This is a genomic window from Paenibacillus radicis (ex Xue et al. 2023), from assembly GCF_024722015.1.
In the GTDB taxonomy this organism is placed as follows: domain Bacteria; phylum Bacillota; class Bacilli; order Paenibacillales; family NBRC-103111; genus Paenibacillus_S.
On record NZ_JANQBD010000007.1, the window covers coordinates 160,459 to 183,695 of the forward strand.

A 23,237-nucleotide genomic window follows, 5' to 3' on the forward strand; every position below is an offset into this window, starting at 1 on the left:
AGCTTCATCATAGCAAAAACTTATTAGAAAAGTTTTAGACAAAGATCTTAACAATGTTAAATAAAACCATATAAGGAGTATGTATGAAATCACTAGTACTTGCAGAAAAACCGAGTGTTGCCAAGGAAATAGCACGCGTGCTCGGCTGCCATCAGAAGTCAAAGCACTTTATAGAAGGACCTAAATATGTCGTCACTTGGGCTCTCGGCCATTTAGTCACGTTAGCGGAGCCCGAAGATTATGATACAAAATATAAAACTTGGGAGCTTGAAGATCTTCCACTGCTGCCAGAACGAATGAAGCTTAAAATTATTAAAGAAACAACACCTCAATTTCGCGCCATTTCACAGCTTGCCCAGCGAAGTGATTTAGACAAGCTGATAATCGCAACTGATGCTGGACGTGAAGGCGAGCTTGTTGCACGGTGGATTATGGAGCTGATCCGGTGGCGCAAGCCATTCCAGCGGCTCTGGATTTCCTCACAGACGGACAAAGCCATTCTGGATGGATTTGCCAAGCTCAAGCCGGGTCGAGACTATGATGCCTTGTACCAAGCCGCTGTGTGTCGGGCGGAAGCCGACTGGCTGATCGGTTTGAACATTACTCGTGCCCTAACCTGCAAATACAATGCTCAGCTTGCTGCCGGCAGAGTACAGACTCCTACCCTTGCCATGATGATGGAGCGCGAGAAGGAAATCAGATCATTTCAGTCGCAAGATTATTGGCTTCTCAAGGCACAATTAGGAGGCTTTCAAGCAATGTGGAGGGGCAAGCAGCAGACGGACGGTCGTTTGTTCGACAAAGCGGCTGCCGATACACTGCTTGCGAAGATTCAGGGTGCCCAAGCTAAGGTTACACAGCTGAGAGTAACGGAGAAAAGCGAGCCGCATCCACTCGTCTACGACTTGACGGAGCTGCAGAGGGATGCCAACCGCAAATATGGCTTTTCTGCCAAGCAGACATCCAATGTACTGCAAAAGCTGTATGAGCAGCACAAGCTGGTCACCTATCCAAGAACGGACTCCAGGTACCTGACCTCGGATATGATTCCTACCTTAAAGGGACGACTGGACAGCATCAGTGTACAGCCTTATGCAGCCCTTGTTAAACCGCTGCTGCGCAAGCCTTTGTCCGTCACCAAGCGGATCGTCGACGACAGCAAGGTATCGGATCATCATGCTATCATCCCTACTGAGCAGGCACCGTTGCTTCATACTTTAAGCGCTGATGAGCGCAAGCTGTACGACCTGATAGCTCGCAGATTTATCGCTTTGTTCTACCCCGCCTTCCGCTACGATGAAACATCCGTTACGGTTGAGCTGGCTGGAGAAAGCTTCTATGCCAAGGGCCGCGTTACGAAAGATACCGGCTGGAAGGCTGTGTACGGGCAGGATAGCTCGCCTGCTTCCAGCTTATCGGATTCGGCCGATAGCGATGCTGACGGACAATCCGAGGATGAGCTGCACGGTACGCAAGCGCTGCCCGTTCTAAAGGTTGGAGATGTGCTTCGCGAAGCCCGCTGCAGCCTGGATAAGCGCGCAACTAAGCCGCCGTCACGCTATACAGAAGCTGCTCTGTTGTCAGTTATGGAAAAGAATAGTCTAGGTACTCCAGCAACTCGTGCGGATATCATTGAAAAGCTGCTGTCTACCGATACTATTGAACGGAAAATGAACACACTTCAGCCAACAGGCAAAGGTGCGCAGTTAATAGAGCTTGTAGTACCCGCACTGCGTTCCCCGGAGCTAACCGCCAAGTGGGAGCAAGAGCTGGAGCGCATCTCCAAAGGCAAAGGCAGCATGAAGGATTTCATACAAGCCATCCGCGGACAAACCACCGATATGGTACGGCTTGTGAAGCAAAGCAGCATCGAGTATAAGCCGCATAATCTGACTCATTCCAAATGTCCGGAATGCGGCAAAAACTTGCAGGAGATCAAAGGCAAACGAGGAAAAATGCTAGTTTGTATTGATCGTGAATGCAGCTACAAGCGAGCGTCTGAGCCTCAGCTGTCTAACAAACGTTGTGCTCAGTGCCATAAAAAGATGGAAATACACACAGGCAAGGCAGGTAAATACGCGCAATGCCGTCATTGTAATGTTATAGAAATGCTTACCGACGGGCCGCGGGAGGGCGGAAAAGCCGCCAAACGGAACTCTGCCCAGATGATCAAGCAATTTAGCGATAACACTACTATTGGCTCGAGCTTGGAAGAAGCATTGAAGGCAGCGCTGCAAAAACAAAAAGAGGAGTGAGGCGAATTTCGCCCGCTCCTCTTTTCTTTAATCTGTAGTTAACAATTGCTTCTCTCATCCTAACGTAACGGATGCTGCTGCTTATGTTAAACGTTTATTAAACCTGTACCTCAGCTTTGACCGCCTGCAGCAGCCTGGATTTCACCTGAGCTTCATAGAATTGACGCAGCTGCACCTTTTCTGCTTCGGTGAATTGGTACTCACAATCACGTCCCTCATCCTGAGGGACGATTTGAAAAATTTCACCGGAACGGGTACAAACAAGCAGCGCAGTCAAATCCGTTAAATCTGTAGGCATCAAGCTGTCCTCGGATAGCTCGAAGCTCAATTCTACATCAACCCATTGACTGTCACGCACTTCTATTGAGGCTTGTAATTGTAGAAACTTCAAATCTGCATTATGCTCTGACCCATATTGAATCATACTGCTACCTCTTTTCAATCATTCTCTGCCCAAGCTTTACCGATAAGCAGTTTGTTATTTAACCAAATCCTTCAAGGCGAGCTCAATAACCGGATACTTATATTGAAATTCATATTCAACCGCCAGCAGAGGCATTACCTTCTGACCATCAAGGAGCAGCGTAGATAACTCGCCAAAGATCAGCTTCATCATAAATGCAGGCACCGGTATTCGATGTGACTTTTTCATCGCTTGAGCTAAGGCTCGTCCAAACTCATCATTGGTCACCGGATGTGGGGAGGTTGCATTTATCTGCTCAATAATATCCTCATTCTCGATACAAAATTCGATCAACCTGCATAGATCTTCTATATGTATCCAGGACATTATCTGCTTACCGCTGCCGATTCGGCCACCGATTCCAAGCTTATAGGGAGTCATCATTTTGGGAAATGCTCCCCCGTCTTTCCCCAGCACGATTCCAAGACGAAGTTTAACTACGCGGGTCTGCTGAATCTGATCCATAGCCCGCTCCCATTGCTCTACGACCCCTGATAAAAAATCCATAACATTCGGGTCGCTGTGCTCCACGAAGGAGGCCTTCTCCGAAGTACCGTATATGGAAATCCCTGATGCGTTGACAACAACAGACGGCTTGATCTGCATTCGGTCTACAATATTAGCGACTTTCCCTACCGTTTCAAGCCTTGATTGAAGAATTCTTTCCTTCGCCGCTTTTGTCCACCGCTGATTTATAGACTCTCCAGCCAAATTCACTATAGCATGCGTGCCTTCCATCAATTTAACATCCTTCTCCAGCTCCGACCAAGTAGCATAACGAATTAATGGATGTTTCGATGCTTGACGTTGCCTAGAGATAATGATCAGGGAATGTTTGCGTTCTAAAAAATATTGAGTCAAATGGCGACCCACAAAACCGGAACCGCCAGTAATGGCAATCTTCATCTCTGGTTCCTCACTTTCAGATTATCTCTATATATAAAAGCATTATATAACAAATTATACCCTAAACAAATCCCCTTAAAAGGACACAACAAAAAACACAACGCACGCATCGAATTATTTCCGACAAATAACGCCTCTAAGCCGGGTTTTATTCTTTCAAATCGAACTCATTGACATGAAGAATTTGTCGTTTATTGTAACATTCTGTAAATTTATATTGATTACTTTTCGGGTAAAAAGTAAAATGAAGGCACTAGTAATGTATCGGAGGCTACTTGCTTGTCATTAACATTTAACGATTTTCAATTACAGAAAATGTACGATCACGATCCTTTTACGATGTACCGAGGCATAAATCCAGCCACTCAGGAAGACTGTTGGATCAAAGCGTTAAAAGCCGATTACCCCTCGCAAGAAGAAGTTCAGTGGATAACAGCTGAATACGAGAATAGTCTGCAGCTTCATTTGGATGAGATGATTAAGCCGCTGCGCTTGGAGCCTTATAATAAGACCTTCCACCTTTACATGGAAACTTCCAATGGGCGACCGCTCTCTCTTTTATTAGCTTCGGGTCAATTGGAAATTACACTGTTTTTACGTGTGGCCATTGCTTGCACTTCGGTTTTACTTAAACTGCATCAATCCAAAAACATTCATTTAAACATCACTTCCCATGCCTTTATCATTGAGCAGGATAAATGGATCGTGCAGCTCACCGATTTCAATGATCTGCTGCATCTTTCAAATAGCAAGCCGTCTGCATACGAGCCAATGATGTTTCCATCTAGCCGTCTTCCCTATATGGCTCCAGAGCAAACGGGGCGCATGAATCGGCAGGTTGATTATCGGACCGATATTTATTCTATAGGCGTTGTATTTTATGAACTGCTGACCGGCAGGCTCCCCTTTCTTTCACGGGATGTCTCCGAGCTTGTTCACCAGCATATGGCCATGGAGCCTGATGCTCCGTCGCATATCGCTTCTAACGTGCCTAAGCCGATTTCTGACATCATTATGAAATGCTTAGCCAAACAGCCTGAGCATCGCTACCAAAGCGTATTTGAACTAAGACGTGATTTGGAGGCTTGTCAAGAAGGCTTCCTTCAAGCAGGCTTCCAAGACTTCGATAGCTTGCCGGATCTGTCCCCTGCTGTCTCCGATAGCTTCCGAATTCCTGATGCAATATACGGCCGGGAAGCAGAACTGCTGGAGCTTCGCGAGGCTTACAAGAGAACCTTGCTCGGCAGTAATGAAATGGTGCTTGTGTCAGGTATGTCGGGGATTGGCAAGTCGTACCTTATTCAACAGTTTCAGAAATCAATTCAGCGTGAGAGAGTACTGTTTATTTCCGGCAAATTCGAACAGTACAACCGAGATACTCCCTTCCAAGCTATCATTCAAGCTGGGCAGCAGCTCATTCAGTACGTATTAACGATGCCGGAAGAAAAATTTGCGGTTTGGAAGCAGAAGCTTGCTTATGCTGTCAGCCCGAATGGTCAAGTGCTGATTGATTTGATCCCTGACATGGAGAAAATACTCGGCAAGCAGCCTCCGCTTCCAAAGCGGCCTCCAGTTGAAACGCATAATCGTTTCCTGCACACTTTGCAGCAATTTATAGACGTTTTTGCAGTAAAAGAGCAGCCTCTTATTATTTTTATCGATGATTTACAATGGGCGGACAATTGTTCCTTACAGTTGATTCAAGATCTGGCATCACTTGCAACTTCTTCATATCTCATGTTCATTGGAGCTTATCGGGGGAATGATATTACAGATGCACACCCGCTTCGCTGGACGATTGACAAACTAGATCGAATGTCCAATATCCATTCTACTCATCTTGACCTTGAGCCGTTGAATATCAATGAAATCATCCAGATGCTTAAGGATATTCTAATGCCTGATTCTGACCTCGGGCTAGAGGAATTAGCTTCCTTAATGATTCAGAAAACGAAAGGCAATCCTTTCTTTACCAAACAATTTTTGCATTCGCTTTACGATCAGCAGCTGCTTGAATTTAATTACGAAAGCAGTCAGTGGAGCTGGAATATTAGTAAGATGAAAGAACTCCACATTACAGACGATGTAGTCGAGCTTATGCTTGATAGAATCCGCAGGCTTGCCCATCCGGTGCAGGCTTTGCTTATGCATGCTTCCTGTATCGGGAGATTATTTTCAGTCGAGCTGCTTGCTTTAACTGCTTCAATCCCACCTGAGTATATAGAAGCTCATTTGGCTGCCGCTTTTCATGAAGGCTTGATCCTTCCGTTGAATACAGCACAATCGGGTGACAAGGCAGCATCGTACAAGTTTTTGCATGACCGTGTACATCAAGCCGTGTATTCGCTCGTTACCAAAGATCAGAAGCAGGAGCTTCATTACCAAATTGGCAAACAAATGCTGCTGTCAATAAATCCGGATGACCATTCCGACTATTTATTCGTCATGACGAATCAACTGAATATGGGCAAAGAGCTGCTAACGCTAACACGGGAAAAAGAGCAGCTGATAGAGCTCAACTTAAAAGCGAGTAAAAAAGCCAAAGCAAACACGGCATACGAAACTGCCTTAAAATACGCAACTCAGAGTTTACAGCTGCTGGATAAAAACAGTTGGATTAGCCAGTATGAGTTATCTTACGCCGTTTATGCGGAGCTCGCTGAGCTGGAATATTTATGCGGACATTTTGAAGCAGCCAAGCGCTCCTTCCAACTCATCCTCAAGCAAGCATGTACCCAGTTGGAGAAAGCTGACGTCTACAATTTAATGATAGTGCTCTATACAAATCTGGGACTGCATGAGCTGGCGATGCATATAGGGCTGGAGGGATTGCACTTATTCGGAATTTCGATACCTCCGAAGGTTAACAAGGCAGCCATATTGTGGGAAATGGCAAAGGCCAGATGGAATATGACTTCCAAAAAGCCAGAGCAGCTGTTCGATCTGCCTCCAATGACGGATCATGTTCAGCGTGCCGTAATGAAGCTTATGGTTAACCTGATCCCGCCAACCTATTATTTAGATTCAAATTTGTATGTATTTTTAATGCTCAAAATGTTTAATTATTCGCTGCGCAACGGTAATTCAGAAGGTTCCGCCCTCTCCTATTCAACCTACGGCGTTATTACCAGCTCCATTATGGGCAATCTCAATGTCGGTGTACAATACGGTGAAGTCGGACTTCGGTTGAGCGATGCCTATGATTGGCTGCCAATAAAAAGCAAAGTGTATTTTGGCCACGGAGCATTCACGAGCAACATAAAGCAGCATATTAAAACCCAAATTGATTACTTGAAGCAAGCCCATCTATTCGGGGTAGAGGGCGGAGATTTTGTATATGCCGGCTATTCCATTACGTTCAGCTTCTTCCTGCGGCTGTTCAAGGGTGATGTTTTGCGTGATGTTTATGAGGAATCGGATACATATCAACCTTTTGTCCAACGTTCACAGGATAAGGATACGATGTATATTTTAATGGTCCTGCAAAGGTTTATGCTATTTATGAATGAGGATCCTCTCTCACCTCAGCCTTTGTTCATGGATAAATCCAATTTATTCATCAACCAAGATGAGCTGCAGCAGCTGCAAAGCTTCAGTAATAAAGCTCCTATACATACTTACTACGCTCTTCAGCTAATGAGTTGTTATTTACTGGACAGTCTTGAGGAAGCCAAAGCAATTATGGAAGCCGCCGAGGAAACTTTGCAAGCCGTATTCGGTCTTATTCATGTTCATCTTCATTACTTCATGAGTTCGCTTGTTATGACCGCCCTCTATTCTGCTGCAAGCAAATCTGACCAAAGGCTGTACGATAAAAAGCTGAGCAAATATTTGAAGCTTATGAAAAAGTGGGCCGATCACTCGCCAGAAAACTTTTTACATCTCAAACTACTGATGGAGGCCGAGATAAATCGAATCTATGGGAATCATCTATTAGCGGCTGAACAATATGAGCAGGCCATTTTTCACGCAAATAAACAAGGCTTTGTTCAACATGAAGCTGTTGCCAATGAATGCGCCGCGAAGTTTTACATGCAAACCGGCAAGTTAAAAATAGCCAAGACATATTGGCATGAAGCTAAAGCGTTGTACACTCAATGGGGAGCTCTAAGAAAAGTCGCTCATTTAGAGGAAATGCATCCTTATCTGATTAGCAGAAATCCTGCGGATCAAGCAGTTATCGATGTTTCTACAATGGCTAAAGCTTCTCATGCTCTTTCCAATGAAGCGGTGTTTCATAAGCTGCTGGAAAGCTTTATGAGCATCGTGATCGAGAATGCAGGCGCGGAAAAGGGGCTTTTGCTTTTGATGCGGGAACAAGGTATGTATATCGAGGTGGAGAAAATTCCGGGCCAGGCCTGTAGAGCCTTACAATCGATTTCTTTGGATGGGTATAATCAAGCAGCTATTACCGCTATACAGTATGCTGTTCGCACCGAGCAAACCGTTCTGCTCAACGACGCCGCTAGCTCCGACATGTTTAGCAAGGACGACTATATCCAGCGTTGCCACCCTAAATCACTATTAATTGTACCCATTATGAAGTTGGGGAAAATGGTCGGTCTTCTTTATTTAGAAAACAATTTGGCCAGCCATGTTTTTCACGAGCAGCGCTTGGATACGTTGAAGCTGTTGACGGCTGAAATTGCCGTAACGATTGAAAATGCAAAGCTGTACTCCAATTTGGAATACAAGGATTACAAGCTTCAGCTTCTGGAGGAGCAGGAGAAAAATATTCGATTGCAGCTTGATGAGAAGGAGCAGTGGGTTCAATCTTCCGAAGCCACTATGCTGAATATTCGAAAGTCTCAGCACGAGCTTATCAATAATGTGCAAACCATCCATGCATTATTAATGATGAACAAATACGACATGGCAAAGGATTATATCTCGGTATGGTGCAAAGAGATCGTTCAGCAGTCTGTTGTAAACTCTATCAAATTTCCGGTTTTAGGTGTCGTCTTGAACAATATTAGCCTATCCTGCATATCCAATAAAATCGATCTTCAGGTCAATGGCCATCTGGAGTGTACATTTGAGAGCTTAACGCTGCCCATCAGCTATTTTTCAAGCATTATGCATAATTTGCTTAAAAATGCTGTGGAAGCCATTCCTCAGGAGGACCTCTTAAGAACGGTGAGGCTGACAATAGAAGAGCAGAATCACACTTATATGCTCTCTGTGTTCAACTCAGGGTCAATTGTTAAAGAGGAGGATCTTAGTCATATATTTGACAAAGGCTTCTCCACCAAGCCGGGCGCTACCAACTCTGGATTGGGCTTGCATATCGCACAAAATTATTTGCTTCATTATGAGGGCTCCATTGAGTGTCATTCCGTAGAAGGCTCCGGTACAACATTTACGGTTCATTTCAAGAAAAAGTAATCGGAGGTAGTTAAAAAAGCCTTAAGCCCTTGATTTCCAAGGCCTTAAGGCTTATTCTGCCCCGCCACAACGATAATAGCAGGACTTCCAATTTCACTTATCTTGTGAAGCAAAATAATCTTCGATAAAGCTTAACGCATCCGGCAAGTGCTCCGTCCAATATTTCCAGTTATGCTCACCAGGAAATTGCTGATACCTGTGCGCATATCCGATCTGATTGAGATGCTCATGATAATCTGCATTGGTGTTGTACAGAAAATCCTCTGTCCCACAGTCAAAATACAAGGCTGGTCTCTGTTCGTCCATAACCCGTTTACTCGCGCATACTTGCAAATCATACTCTTGTGCATAGGGTCCTTGCAGAGGCCCTATCATCCTCGCTACGTCGCTGCGGGAAAATCTCTCAGCAACATAAGCTGTTGATGTCAGTGCACCGGATAAGCTGGCAGCCGCGCCGAACAAACCAGGGTTGCGTAAAGACAGCGAGAAGGCACCGAATCCTCCCATAGAGAGGCCGCATACAGCACGCGAATGAGCCGCCTTGATAGTTCGATAATGCTTGTCGATATCCGGTATCAGATCATAAATGAAATATTGCTCAAAGTTACCGGTTCCATCGTACCAATCCATATAAAACGTACCTAGACCGTATTCGCCATCATTTGGCATAACCACAATACTTTTGCGAAGCTGACTTGTGGATATCATCCGGTCCAAAGTCTGTTCTGCGTTTCCCTTAAGCAGCCAATGTGATTCACTGCCATACATGCCGTGCAGCAAATAAATAACAGGATAACATTGATCCGTATCTTCATAGCCTTCCGGCAAATAGACGAAACATGATTTACGCGCAAACAATGCCCCGGAGAAAAAGGGATGCGGCCGGACAGTCATAAGAAGCTCCTTCTAGTCAAGCACGGCAGTAATATGAGCCCGTGTAACTGACCAGTGAGATGTATTCCAGACAGCTTCTTTGTTCTTGACATACAATATTTGTGGGGAAGCGTGCTTGACACCTGTATCCTCGGCAATCTGGTTAGAAACCGGACGGGATTCGATGACCTTGACCAATACGTATTCAACGCCTGTATTCGGTTCCTTTTGCAAATAGCTTTCAAATTCATCCAGAGCATTCGAGCTTACAGGGCAAGTAGTGCTGTGCTTAAGAACGACAACCGGCTTTTGTGTGCTTCCTTCAAACAGTTCATTCCATTCATCCTGGCTTGTAATTTCTTTCCATTGAGTCATTGGTATTCCCTCCATTAGTTGAAATGCATGTCTTTAAGATTTGTCATTGTAATAAAAGATCTCAGCTTCTATTGTCTTGCCTAGTTGAATAATGCCATACGAATATTGAGATTGACGCCGTTTATCAGTAGGAGAACCCGGATTGAACAGAAGAACGCCATTATGCATACCTTGGTAAGGCGTATGAGAGTGACCGAAAATAATCACATCAACACTCATGCCGTTAAATACGTCCAATGCTTGCTCCAGCGTCGATTTCCTTCCTCCATCCCCGTGGACCATTCCTATTCGATAATTACCCATTTGCAGCACCTTACAGCGTCCAAAACGTTCAACAATATCAGCACCATCATTATTGCCTGCAATACCATCGATCGGAGCAATCCGCTCAAACAAGCCTACAACCTCTGCGTCCATCCAGTCGCCGGCATGCAGAATCTGATCTACTCCCTGCAGCCCTGCAACCAGAGCCTTCGGAAGCTGCTTTGCCCGCCCGAACATATGCGTGTCGGATACAATCCCTAAGCGCACTGAGATCTTCTCCTTTCTATTGGCTTTCCGAATGGAAAGCCTGCATGGGATGCATTCGCAGAGTTTTGCTTCAGCAAAACATGCATCGTAAGCATTAACTGCAACTTGCTTCATTTTACCATAACTAAAGGAAAAGAAAAAAGCACCCAGGGATGCTCTTATCTCATCGATACAGATCAGGTTACTTGGTTACTCCGAACCAATCCAGTACCTGGGAAGCAAGAAGCTTTCGTTTGCCTTGAAACTCATGATAAATACTCATTTTAAATTGCTTTAATGACTCGATTTTAAACAACAGGGTATCATCCTGACGGACTATCCTATAATCATGTTCACCCAGAGTAACCCGCTTGTCAGTATCCTCGGGGGCCGTTTCCAGATAAAAGGTTTCATCAATATTCACTTTGCCGTTACTGTCCGTAAATTGAATAACCAGCTTGCTGCCTTCGTTACTTGTTTCGTAATAGCTGTCTTTACTTAAATTATACGTGAAATTAACCTTAAGCTGTTTATTGTCCAACCATGTCTGGATATTGCTCAAAGAAATGGTATATGGATAAAAGGTAACATCCTTCAGTGTTGGATTAATTGCTTCGTTCAAAACCGCCAAATCCATTTCTACAGCATTGATATAAGCATCGGCTTTATCTTCAACACCGCTAAGTCTTTGTTCGGTAACCGATTCACCAATAACAAGCCTTAATCCTTTAGTGCTTAACTCCTTAGGAATCTTGCTGGAGAAGGATAGAAGCGCCTTGCCTTGTGGATTCAGCTTCTGTTTAACCTCACGTATTTTAGTTGGATACAAGGCGTCTTCTTCTGTTTTGAAAAAAGCTGTCAGCCGCGGAATACTATTGGAACGTTTCTCCAAGTTGACTACCTCCACCTGTGCCTCCAGCAAAGTACTGTTTCCATCCGTATACAAATTCAATTCGCGCGGAGCGTATTGAGCTGCACGGCCTGCACCTGTAATGGGCTGCGACTCGCCATACGAGAGATAGGGTAGCTTGACACTGGCTGGAGGCAGCTTGAATTGTGCCATTTCTTCCGTTAGATTTGCATTCACCTTTTCTTCAATAACGAGCTTGGTTTGGGCAAATGGATACGTATAAGGGACTTTGGCAACCACTTGCACATGGACAGGCACACCCGGCGGCACGCCAACTGCTCTGTCAGTCTGAATTACCTTCGCCTCCACTACGACCCCTCCATCCAGCTCATAGTAGGCTTTTAAAGCCGGAAAAGGCAGAGCATCCGCTTGATTATGGGAAACGGCCAAATCTGTAGTCAGGATATCCTGATCCTCCCAAGGGGTACGGCTTAGCTTCTCAGCCTTTAACAAATAGGTTCCCTGAGAATTCAAGTACTCTACGCTATCCCCCAATTGGGGAATATCCGAGGAATCCGTTGGTATTCGAAGCGCGGCCATGGGATAGCTCAGCTTGAGCTCATTGCTTACAGTCACCGTCTGATTAATCAGCAAATCCCATACCTCTGAAGCCGCTGACACCGGCAGATGAACTGCCTTCAGCTGCAATTCTTCTGTCACTTCAGGCTGTAACAGCATGGAAGCTGCACCTGTTTCCAATACACTCTCAAGCGGGTACATAGCACCGTTAGCGGCGCGCAGAGTGTACTGATAGGCCGGCATGCGGATGCTGGCTTTCCCCTTATTCGTCAGCTTGAGCAGTAGCTTGGAAGATAAGGTACTGTCCTTTTGCTGCAACGACCAACGGGATACATCCAGGACAACAGGCATACTGCCTATAAGCACCGACCTGCTGCGTACTATGGGGGCCATAACGGCTGATGCCGGATCAGGGAATCGAATATCGCCAATACTCGTCTCAAGCTCCGAGCTTGAATAATTCCACTGCGTAATTCGAAAAGTCAGCTCCTCCAGCAGCGTCGTATCATTAACCGGGGCATAGAACGAATAATCAACTCGCTGTCCGGCAGGAATCTCCTTTTTCAGTTTGTCCTGAGGGATCAATTCAGCTTTAAATTCGGCTCCCGAGGCACTTATGATTTTAACCCAGTAATCCAAAAAAGATAGTTTACTTCCCGTTCCATTCGTTACGGTCATAGTAAAATATAGCGTTTTTCCTCCATCGGCAGGCAGCACTACGGCACTTTTTAATTCAAACGAGCTGCCGCTGCCAATTGGAACCTGGTTTAACTGAAGAGTTGGATCAATCTCATCCCTCAGGTAGCTTTCGCCTTCTGCATGAGCAGTAGTGCCAGAAGCATATGAAATAGTCACGGATGTAAAGATGAATATGAACCATAATAAAAGTCGCTTCGATACGAATGTCTTCAACTCACTGCTCCCCCTTCTCTTCCGGTGGCAATAAAACAATACGGCCGTCCTCCACTTGAACCCTGACTTTATTGGCGGAGCGAAGTCCAATTGATTTAAGCATTTCTTCAGGTACCTGCAAGCGCCCGGATTTATCGAGAACCGCATATTCCACGTGTGAATCCTCATCATTCTGCTGAAGGCCTTGCTCCAGCTCCTCCAGCTCATCGGCATAGGACTTGCGCCTAATAATTTCGGAGGAAGTTTTCCCGTCGCGGATGGCCACCACTCTATCAACCTTCTTCGCCAGTAACGGATCATGGGTAACAATGACAACCGTCAATCCCAATCGGCGATTCAAATCGCGAAACAGATCCAATATTTGATTCGCCATCTTCGTGTCTACAGAACCTGTAGGCTCATCGGCAAGCAGCATTTTGGGACTGTTTGCCAATGCAATAGCAATGGCTACACGCTGCTGTTCACCGCCGGACAGCTCGTTTAGGCGGTTTTTGATCCGATGGCCGAGTCCAACCGCCTCCAGCAGCTCAAGGGCTCGTTCACGCTTGCGTTTACCTTGAAGCAATATTGGCAGCTCCACATTCTCCAGCGCCGTTAAATAGGGGATGAGATTACGCGCATTATTTTGCCATACAAAGCCTACGGTTTCACGCTTGTATTTAACGAGATCCTTCTCGTTAAACTTCAGCAAATCCTTTCCGTCCACATACAGCTGCCCCGCAGAGGGGCGGTCCAACCCGCCCAGCATGTTCAGCAGCGTTGACTTGCCGCTGCCGCTGTTGCCGATTATAGCCATCAGCTCGCCGGGCTGAACATGCAAATCCAATCCTTGCAGAGCTACAACCTCCAAATCGGCCACCTTGTAAATTTTTACGAGGTTATCACAATGAATCATGATCAGTCCTCCCCAAGCTTGACTGCTTGATGAATTTTTACCCGTGAGAGCATCGTGCCGAGTATGAACAGCCCTACAGTCAGCATGATGCTGACTATAATGTACAGCTGCAATTGATCACGCGGATCAAATGTAACCAGAAACGGCGGCACCTGGCTTGATGTCTGCATAGAGAGCTGAAACATAGGTACAAAAAATCGGCTGGTCAGGTTGCCGGTCAGCATACCAATGGCAACAGCGGCACCTGAGGTAAGCAGTTGTTCGCCAATAAGCATCATAATGAGCTGGCGGAAGGAAATCCCCATTGCTCGCAAAATCCCGAACTGCAATACTCGCCCTGATAGCGACAGTACCCAATAAAGCAAAAATCCAAAAAAGCTGATCACAATCGAAATAATAAAGCCTAATGTCATAACCCCATTGATCGCTAGCAGGAAAGGATCATTTTTGGAACGGATCAGCTCTTGCTTCGCATCGTTAAGCTTGGTCACCGGAATTTTCTTTTCCTCCAGTGCATCATAGAGCTCTTGGCTTTTGGCGCTCGGCTTCAGAGTCATCCACACATCATAAGGCTCCAGCGCCATATTGTTATGAATATAAGACAAGTGCCCCACGATCAGCATAGGCGCCTTTATCTTCTTATTTTTGGCATTGGCCGCACTTCCAGCAGAAGTCGTTGAAACGGCAGATTTATCGCTGAACAATGGATTCGGATTCCATGACGGCCAATAATCAACGATACCGAAAACATTGAACATCGTGCTCTCAACACCGTCCCAGCTCGCGTATAAATTGTCACCTACCTTGACATTGTGTTGATCTGCCAAGGTGCGGGAAATAAGCACCGCGGATGGACTGGAAGCCAGCACATTCAAGTAATCATTAAAATGATGATCCAGGAGTCCATTTCGCAGCCACGCCGTATTGCCAAAATCATCCGTATCGATTCCCATCAAAGTAGCTGATCCCCGCTCCTTCCCGATGGTGAAAGCGGCATTGGACTTCGTGAACACTTTCGCAGCATGCTCCACTCCGGGAAGCTGAGTAAAGGGAAGAAACGGCGGCTCCGAAAATTGCACCTTTTTCTTAGCTACCAGCAATTCTGTCGGATCTGGTTCGCCCCCGCCTTCATTCCCCATACTCGGAGGAGGGGCATCATCTTCCCATTTTACTGACATCGTAATATCGGCTCCGTTGCCGTACATTATTTTTTCATCGGCATTCTTGTTTATAGTCCGCGCAGCGCTTGCACTAAAAAGTCCTGTAGCCAGCGTTACGCTCAAAAAAACCATAATAGCCTGATATTGTGTAATGGAGCGGCCAACCTGCAGTAGGGTGGAATATAGAGACGGCGGCCACCATCTCCTTCCCGCCTGATAAATAAGTCTCACTAACCAAGGGTATATTCGGAGCAGTAAAAAGCTTGCCCCTAGTATGAACAAAGCAGGAATAAGGAACAGCAAAGGGTCCATTTGCAGGTCTGTAATGTCCAGGCCCAGCGATTGCATATCGCTCATTTTGGTGCGGAACGTATGCAGCCCATACAAAGAAATGACCAGCAAGATGACATCGATGAAATATTTATGCCAAAAGGAAAGCGTGGTTTGCCTCGCCATCTGCTGCTTATGTCCAACAATTGTAGCCCTTGTTGCAAACAGCACAGGCAGCAGTGTCATAGCTAAGGAACAGAGCACTGCCATTACTCCGTATTGGAAAGCAGTTTGATTCAATTTAACATCTAAAGCGGCCCGCTGCACAAACTCCAGAAACCCGTTGGAGGCGCCCAGCATTTTCGTTAAAAACAAACCGAAGAACGGTCCGCAAGCGAGCGCTACTCCGCCGAGCAGCAATCCCTCGAACACATAACCGAGCACGATCTGCAGCCTGCTAGCGCCACGGCTCCGCAATACGGCGATTTCGGTTTTCTGCCTGTCAATGATCAGATTGGAAACCATGAACAAATAATACGCCAGCATGATCATAACTGGAACGTTCAACGACCATAACATTAAGCGAAGCTTTTCTTCTTTGACAAAATACCCATTCAGAGTTGGCAGCGCAGGAGCCTTAAGCGTGTAATTAGGAAAATGATTCGCCAAAAAATTTTCCGTATTCTGATAAGTCCCAATAAAGCGTTCTATCGAATCGAGTTTCATGTAGCTGTAATCCACAGCCAGGTACCATATGCTGGAACGCAGCTTAAGCAGCTCATTGTTAGTTATTTCTTGTTCAAACCAATCATAGGAGACAATTAAACTGGAGTTGTAGCTTGACAAAGAATTATACCAGTACACATCGTTATAATCCTTTCGGTCGATCACTCCTACGATTTTAAACTGGATTGGCGTTTTTACCTCATCATCCCGAATAGTATACTGCTGGCCTACCACCATTTTCAGATTCGTCAGCCCCTGATCGACTACAACCGCCTCAATTACGCCATCAACAGGCTTTGACGAGGGCAGTTTCCCATCGACCAATCGAACATGCTCCGCAAGCCCACTAAGTGCTGTAATATCAGCCGTCCGTCTAATGGAAGAATCTACTTTGCCTTCATCAACAGGGACCATATTCCACCTATCGGTCGATCGTTCAATAACATATTCTTTTATAGGTAATTGAAAACGTTTCGGAGCTTCATTGCCCATATACTGATCCGCATCCTGAATCGCCTGCTTCGCCTGCTCCGCCGTCAGTTCTCCTGTAATGTAGATCGAGTTCCAAAATATACCTGGATATTGCTGTTTAGCATCCTGCAGCTGTTCTAAATCTTTTATTAATAACCGCTGCAAAATGGCATTAGTATAAATCGGCATGCTGCTGACAAGACCCACTGAGATGATCAAGCCAAGCAGCAGGCTGAATTCAAGCCATTTGTTTTTGACCATTTTGCGAATGATCATCACAAGAATTGCCACTTGCCATCACCTCAATTGTTTAGAATCACCTTCTGGCCTTCTTTCAACCCTTTACGAATCTCAACCTCTGTTGCGGATACAATCCCCTTCTCAACATCGATCTCCTTGCGGCTTTCCCCGTCCAGCACCTGTACATAATCACGGCCCAGGTAAGACCTCAGCCCGAGCTTCGGAATGACCAGAACATTCTCTCTCTTTTCGGTAACTATGACGATATCCCCGCTGTTGCCGATTTCAATTTCCGACGGAAGTCCTTCAGTAACGATCACAATGGATTTGGCATTTTTATCCTGAATTGCCTTCACATCAGACTGCGGAGCAGTTGCCGGTATTTGCGCCACTTTACCCTGATAGCTATTGGATTTGTATTTTATCGTTGCTTCCATTCCCACTTGAACGCCTGTCAGATCATTCGGAGTCGTTGTCTCATACACAAGCTTCATAGACCTGGGATCCGAAACCGTTAGCAGCGTTCTATAAGCGGTTACCGGATCTCCCTGCTTGAGGGGATCGATGTAAGTAACAATTCCGTCCACTTCAGAGACTAGCTTTGTTTTTGCAAGCTGCTCTTTAAGCATCTCCAGCTGAATTTCTTCCTTTTGCACATCCAGCACCTTCATGCGAATCGCCAGAGCATTGCCACGCTGCTCGTCCTTGGCCAACTCCAGCGCAACCTTGGCTTTTTCCACAACAATATCCTGCAGGCGTATTTTCCCTTCAATCTCGCCTTTCTCCAATAGTGCAACTACATCGCCTTTTTTTACAACCGCACCCATCTGGACTAAGATCTCGGAGAGCCGGCCGCCTGATTCTGAATAATACAAATATTGCATTTTGTCAGAGGCAAAAATTCCGACTCCGCTGATTTGCTTAGTGACCGTACTCTTCTTCACTTCAAAAACCTCAAAATTCTCTTTTACCGGTTTAACAAGCGGCGGTTTTAAGGCTTGCTCCTCCTTAGGCAACAGACTACAGCCTGGCAATATTGAAATAAAGACAGCCCCGAACAAGATAGACCCTAATAATGGCCTAGAGCTTTTAGCTTTCTTCCACAATGTATCCATCCTCCAATGCGTACACTTGATCCACAATTTCCATAATTGCCGGATCATGCGTTGTTAAAATAATCGTCATTCCTTCGTGCTGCACCAAATCTTTAAATACTTTCATCACCTGCAGCCCCATTCTACTGTCTAATTCAGCGGTAGGCTCGTCTGCCAGCAGAAGCTTCGGCTTATGGGCAATCGCTCTGGCGATTGCAACACGCTGCTGCTCCCCGCCTGACAATTCGAAAGGCCTATGCTTCATCCGAGGCTTTAACCCTACATAATCAAGGGCCTGTTCCGAGTAATCACGGTAGTGAGCAGAGGGAACTCCTGCGATCCTGAGGCCAAATTCAACATTCTCGAACGCAGACATGTAAGGCACCAAAGCAAAGGATTGAAATATTAATCCAAGCTGCGTACGTCGAAGCTCATTGCGCTTTTTGTCGGAAATAACCGTAACATCCTGACCTAAGAAATAGACCGCCCCCTCCGACGGCTGATCTAAGGCACCAAGCATATTCAACAAGGTCGTTTTACCCGATCCTGAGCGCCCTTTCAGCGCAACGAGCCGTCCGGAGGTTATGCTTAAATTGGCTCCGCGGAGCGCATGAACGGCAGCGATGCCTTTTCCAAATGTGCGCGTTACGTTGACCGCTTGAATAATCGGTTCCCTCGTGGCAAATTTGTCGACAGATGATGACATAATTCTGCCTCCCTTTCTGAAAGCGTTATCTATATGTTAAATGTAAACTTTTCCAAAACATAAAAATAGACACCAATTTGTTAGAAATTGGTGTCTATTTGTTCTTTTGCTCCTCATATTCCTTGGGTGTGCAGCCGACGGCCTTCTTAAAAGTTTTGGCGAAGGCTTTCGCATCGCTGAAGCCAACCGCCTCAGCTATCTCGTAAACTTTCATAGCTCCGGCCTCGAGCAAACATTTGGCTGCTTGAATACGGATTCTCGTCAATGATTCAGAAAGTGTTTCACCCATCTCTTTACCATACAAATCACTTAGATAACTGCGGCTCAGCTTCACATAATCGGATATATCCGAGGTGCTGATTTGCAGGTGATAGTTCTGCTGCATATAATAAACGGCCTTTCGTACGAATGGATTACGCGAGGATGGCTCCATAGCATCCGTGCCTCCTCCAGTCAGCCCCCCTGCAAGGACACGCATCGCCTGAATAAACCATTGACCTAGTGAATCCATATACAGATGCGACTGCACAGCTGCCAAAGTGACATAGCTTCGTTCAAATTCATCCGTACCCACATCCGGTCTATGCTGGCCTGCGAAAGCTGCCGCTAAACTCAACAGCTCATAAATGAAGCTGTAAACCTGCATAACCGGCAGCTCCAGCTGCTTCAGCTTATCAACAACCTGCTCCGACCAATAAACGGCGGCTTCCTCATTGCGCCCTGCAATAGCACGCAGCAAATTTTGCTTTTCCTCCTGTGGAATTTGGCCTTCCGTCAAGAAGCGTGCTGCCGGATTCATATAATAGTCATCGGCTATCCACAGTTCCTTTCGAATACCACTATAGAAACATGCCTGGCGCAATCCGGCATGCTCATGAAGAATAGATCGAAGACGCTCAGGATGCTGTATCGGTGACACGGCTGTAATGCAGTAACAATCTGCTGTCAAGCCGCCGACATGTCGCAGAAATGCGCTTATTTCACTCGCCATTAGATAAGCCTCTGTGCCAGCCCCCGACTCTCTATCTGCAAACAATAGAAGCTGTTGATGATCGTTCAGCGTTACAAATGCTGTTGCTGAAGGCCAGCTCCAACGGGATAGCGATGTCCGCATCGCCGGGGTCACATATATCATCCAACTGGAGAGCATCGCTTCTCCTGTGAAAATCTCGGCCTCCAGCTCCTCATCGACCTGATGGTTGAGCCAGGCCTTCTGCAGCCTTAGTCCCCGCTGTGCCTGATTGGATTGCTGCAGCTGCTCTTGCAGCTCCTCTTGCTTACGCCTCTCGTCCCGCTGCTTCTGCAGAGCCTGCTTGGCCTCGGTGAGCGTAGCAACGAGCTGCTCAGGCTCCATCGTCGGCTTCAATATGTAGTCGCTCGCCCCCTGCTTCATCGCTTCCTTAACATATGCAAAATCATCAAGACAGCTAAGTACTACAACTCCTACGTCCATCTCGGTTTGTTTCAGCCGCTTAACGAGCTCAAGCCCGTCCATACGGGGCATTAGAATATCAGTAACAACCAGATCTATGCGGCCCAGCTGCAGCGCTTCCCAAGCTTCTTCTCCATCAACAGCCTCACCGGCCCATTTCAAGCCGTGATCCTCCCAATGGATCATCGTTCTCAGCACTTGCCGAATTATCGGCTCATCATCTACTACTAGTACATTCATTGTTTACTCTTCCTCACTTTGATGCACCGGCATAGTCAATCGGATCGTTGTCCCCTGCCGCGGTTTGCCAGTGATATGCATAGTGTATCCGTTTCCATAATAAAGCTTGATTTTCTCGCGGATGTGACGAAGTCCTATCCCGCTCATACGCTCCCGCATCCCGCCTTCGCTGCTGCCACTTCCTGTCATTTCTCCGTACTCTTCAACAACCATACCGACCCCGTTATCTTCAACCTGACAATACAAGAGCTCACGCTCCATTTCCAGCCAAATGCGAATGCGGATCCAACCTTCCTGACGTCCTGGCTCCAGTCCATGAATAATTGCATTTTCAATCAATGGCTGTAAAATCATTCGGGGTACCAAGCAGCCCTTCGCAAGTGGATCCACTTCGCTTTCCAGCCGAATTTTATCCCCATAACGGAAGGCTTGAATGTCCATATAATCACGAATCAGTTCCATTTCCTCGCGCACCGTTATAAAATCGCCTTTTTTTCCCAAGCTCGCCTGCAGCAGCCGTACGAGTGAAGTAACAACCTCTGCAATTTGCGGTGTATGATGCATTTTGGCTACCCATTTAATTGTGTTCAGAGTATTATACAAAAAATGAGGATTTAGCTGGTATTGCAGCGCTTCCATTTCGGCTTCTTTTTTTAGGGACTCCTCACGTTTTACCTGCTTGATAAGCTCCTCAAGTCTGTTGAGCATTTGATTGTAGCTCTCACCAAGCTCGTTCCATTCCCGACTGCTGTGACGTACCCAATAAGCTTGAAAATCACCCAACTCTGCCCGGTTCATTAGCTTGCGCAGCAATTGCAATGGCTTTACAAAATAATGCAGGAACAAGAATGCGCTTACGATGCCCACAAACAGAAGCAACAAGATCATAAGCAGTAAAGTTTGGGAAAAACCAATAGTTGGCTCACCCTCAAGCGATTGAGGAACAATGATTTGTGAAAACCATACAGCTCCGGGAAGCTCCAATCTTTTTTGTAAAATATAAGTATCATCCCTCCACTGCAAAGGGATAACCGCAGCCCCTTCTTGACTTAAAGTTTCTATTCTCAAATCAGCAGTTCTCAACCGGTCCGCAGTCGTTCTTGCATAGACCCGCTCACCCGTCGAATCGGTAAGCTCATTAACCAACAGGGGCATATTCCCGTAAATATCCTTCATTATCCTGTCCAATTCTATCATTAATTGCACGGAGCCTTTTACTACATGAGTCTGGTCTGACAAAGGTACTGTATATACAACATTATACCCGCTGTGCTGTCCTTCCCCCTTGGCAAGAGGGGCTAAGGATCGTTCATTCTTCTTCATGGATGGCCGCGGCTGGTCCAGAAGAGCGGCACCTTTCTGCGACTTTGTGCAGATCGAGTAACTCATGCTATCGAATGTAATGCACATTTCCGCTAAGTAAGGCAGGTTCGCGGTTTGCTCGCGGATCAAAAAATCAGCGTACTCTCTTAAGCCTCGTTCGTCTGCTGAACCTTGCAATGCTCTTCCTTCAACCAAGCGTTGAACAGCATAGTCATTACTTACGGTTTTCACCATATAATCCAGCCCGTTGAACGTTTGCTGCAGCCTTTGCATTGCCTGCTCATGCAGCTGAAGCACATGGCCGGATACTTCACGCTTCGCTTGATTCGATGATTGGAAGAAGATGAATACAACAGACCCTGTTATAGAAACTGAACAAACCAGAACAATGTAGAGCATCATTCGCAACATGAGAATATAACCACCTGGAGCTGCTTTATTTTATAAGAAAAGCTTCTGTTGTCGAAGCCCTCTCGATGAAGATACATTCGTGTCTAAGCGGTAGCTTTTTTTGCAATATCAGACTTGTTCAGCTCCGCTGAAAACTTATAAGTCTGATATTATAAGAAAACCTCTATTCGAAGCCCTCTCGATGAAGATTGATAGCAAACAACTCCTCTACAGTGTTCCATGTACAGTTAGCTTCACTATACTTTTAGCGAAGCGATCACCTGCACATACATAACCCTAAACTAAACAACACGCCGGTACTGCACCTACGGGAGTGAAGGGTATTCGGAAGTATTTGTTCCGCAATCCCCCGAAAAGTCCAAAAATCAGAGTGATAACGGAACAGCCCGTTCCGTTATTGCTCTGTTTTTCGCATAAATGCTCCAATTCGGCCAACATAACGGAATTCCCACTTCCGCTATCACCCCAGATTGGCGGCGGCAGATGGAATAGCGGAACTCTCCGTTCCGTATAAAATCATCCATGGCCCATCGACGCTATCCCTTTAAAAATCCCCTTGATCATGCATCTTAAGCTCTAATATAGCTCTAATCCAAGCAAGGTAGGCAAGTTACTCGCTCATTCTTCATTCCTTCGAAAAGCTTTCTGATCGAAACTCTTTCATTGAGGATACATTTCAATCTTACAAGCAGCTTGTTTTTCGAGATAAAAAGGGCACCCTTAGCAAACTTATATTAGAAAGGGTGGCTCACTTTAGTGCTCTAAGGCACTTATAAGTTTAAAAAACCCATGAGCCGGAAGCTCATGGGTTTCTAAGCGACATTATGGCGTTCCGGCCATTTGCAGTGCTTGTGATGAAATTTCATCCTTAAACCGAGTCATGCAATTGCACAAGAAATCTTTTCTGCAAATCGGACAAGGCTCGTTCAACAAACGGTTAACATGCGTCGCTACAGTAGCGCCGGTTGCAGCGTCCTTCTCATAAATAAGACGGCAGGATGTGCGGTCCTTTAAATTTACTACAATTTCAAACAATCCGTTTTTCGGGTTGTTGCTGACAATCTTGGCGTCGACAACCTGTGGTTGATAAGCCATTGTTTTCAGCACCTCTCTTTATGTAAATGTCTTGTTACCTCATTCATATCGTGTAGCAATCAAGCT

General features: G+C 45.9%; 15 protein-coding genes. 2 read left to right on the forward strand and 13 right to left on the reverse strand.

Annotated features, from left to right (window positions below; translation table 11 throughout):
* Positions 1–83: 83 nt before the first annotated feature.
* A complete protein-coding gene (locus tag NV381_RS11440) occupies positions 84–2,255 on the forward strand; it encodes a DNA topoisomerase III (protein ID WP_258213415.1) in 2,172 nt (723 codons plus the stop codon).
* A gap of 97 nt (positions 2,256–2,352) precedes the next feature.
* Here NV381_RS11440 and NV381_RS11445 read toward each other — a convergent pair whose 3' ends face one another.
* Complete coding sequence (locus tag NV381_RS11445; protein ID WP_258213416.1) at positions 2,353–2,679, reverse strand: hypothetical protein; 327 nt, start codon at positions 2,677–2,679, stop codon at positions 2,353–2,355.
* A 54-nt stretch (positions 2,680–2,733) separates the two neighbouring features.
* Positions 2,734–3,624, reverse strand: coding sequence for a TIGR01777 family oxidoreductase (locus NV381_RS11450; RefSeq protein WP_258213417.1), 891 nt, complete (start codon positions 3,622–3,624; stop codon positions 2,734–2,736).
* Positions 3,625–3,903: 279 nt separating this feature from the next.
* Between NV381_RS11450 and NV381_RS11455 the strand changes: the two genes are divergently transcribed.
* Positions 3,904–9,009 (forward strand): AAA family ATPase, encoded by a 5,106-nt coding sequence (locus NV381_RS11455; RefSeq protein ID WP_258213418.1) that lies wholly within the window; start codon positions 3,904–3,906, stop codon positions 9,007–9,009.
* Positions 9,010–9,102: 93 nt separating this feature from the next.
* Here the strand turns inward: NV381_RS11455 and NV381_RS11460 are convergent, their stop codons facing one another.
* From NV381_RS11460 to NV381_RS11510, 11 genes are all read right to left on the reverse strand, one after another.
* Positions 9,103–9,903: an alpha/beta hydrolase gene (locus NV381_RS11460; protein WP_258213419.1), complete on the reverse strand. Its 801-nt coding sequence runs from the start codon at positions 9,901–9,903 to the stop codon at positions 9,103–9,105.
* Between the two features lie 12 nt (positions 9,904–9,915).
* A complete protein-coding gene (ytxJ, locus tag NV381_RS11465) occupies positions 9,916–10,257 on the reverse strand; it encodes a bacillithiol system redox-active protein YtxJ (protein ID WP_258213420.1) in 342 nt (113 codons plus the stop codon).
* 33 nt (positions 10,258–10,290) lie between these two features.
* Positions 10,291–10,788 (reverse strand): metallophosphoesterase family protein, encoded by a 498-nt coding sequence (locus NV381_RS11470; RefSeq protein WP_258213421.1) that lies wholly within the window; start codon positions 10,786–10,788, stop codon positions 10,291–10,293.
* A gap of 181 nt (positions 10,789–10,969) precedes the next feature.
* Complete coding sequence (locus NV381_RS11475; protein WP_258213422.1) at positions 10,970–13,108, reverse strand: hypothetical protein; 2,139 nt, start codon at positions 13,106–13,108, stop codon at positions 10,970–10,972.
* 1 nt (position 13,109) lies between these two features.
* The gene (locus tag NV381_RS11480) at positions 13,110–14,003 is read right to left on the reverse strand and encodes an ABC transporter ATP-binding protein (RefSeq protein WP_258213423.1); all 894 of its coding nucleotides are present in this window, start codon (positions 14,001–14,003) and stop codon (positions 13,110–13,112) included.
* Between the two features lie 2 nt (positions 14,004–14,005).
* A complete protein-coding gene (locus tag NV381_RS11485; protein ID WP_258213424.1) occupies positions 14,006–16,921 on the reverse strand; it encodes an ABC transporter permease in 2,916 nt (971 codons plus the stop codon).
* An 11-nt stretch (positions 16,922–16,932) separates the two neighbouring features.
* Positions 16,933–17,976: an efflux RND transporter periplasmic adaptor subunit gene (locus tag NV381_RS11490; protein WP_258213425.1), complete on the reverse strand. Its 1,044-nt coding sequence runs from the start codon at positions 17,974–17,976 to the stop codon at positions 16,933–16,935.
* Positions 17,960–18,670 carry an ABC transporter ATP-binding protein gene (locus NV381_RS11495; protein WP_258213426.1) on the reverse strand — a complete coding sequence of 237 codons (711 nt, stop codon included), beginning with the start codon at positions 18,668–18,670 and terminating at the stop codon, positions 17,960–17,962. Before NV381_RS11495 ends, NV381_RS11490 begins: the two co-directional genes overlap by 17 nt.
* A gap of 94 nt (positions 18,671–18,764) precedes the next feature.
* Positions 18,765–20,342 carry a response regulator transcription factor gene (locus tag NV381_RS11500; protein WP_258213427.1) on the reverse strand — a complete coding sequence of 526 codons (1,578 nt, stop codon included), beginning with the start codon at positions 20,340–20,342 and terminating at the stop codon, positions 18,765–18,767.
* A gap of 3 nt (positions 20,343–20,345) precedes the next feature.
* Positions 20,346–22,076 (reverse strand): sensor histidine kinase, encoded by a 1,731-nt coding sequence (locus NV381_RS11505; RefSeq protein WP_258213428.1) that lies wholly within the window; start codon positions 22,074–22,076, stop codon positions 20,346–20,348.
* A gap of 822 nt (positions 22,077–22,898) precedes the next feature.
* Positions 22,899–23,171, reverse strand: coding sequence for a hypothetical protein (locus tag NV381_RS11510; RefSeq protein WP_171652011.1), 273 nt, complete (start codon positions 23,169–23,171; stop codon positions 22,899–22,901).
* Positions 23,172–23,237: the final 66 nt, after the last annotated feature.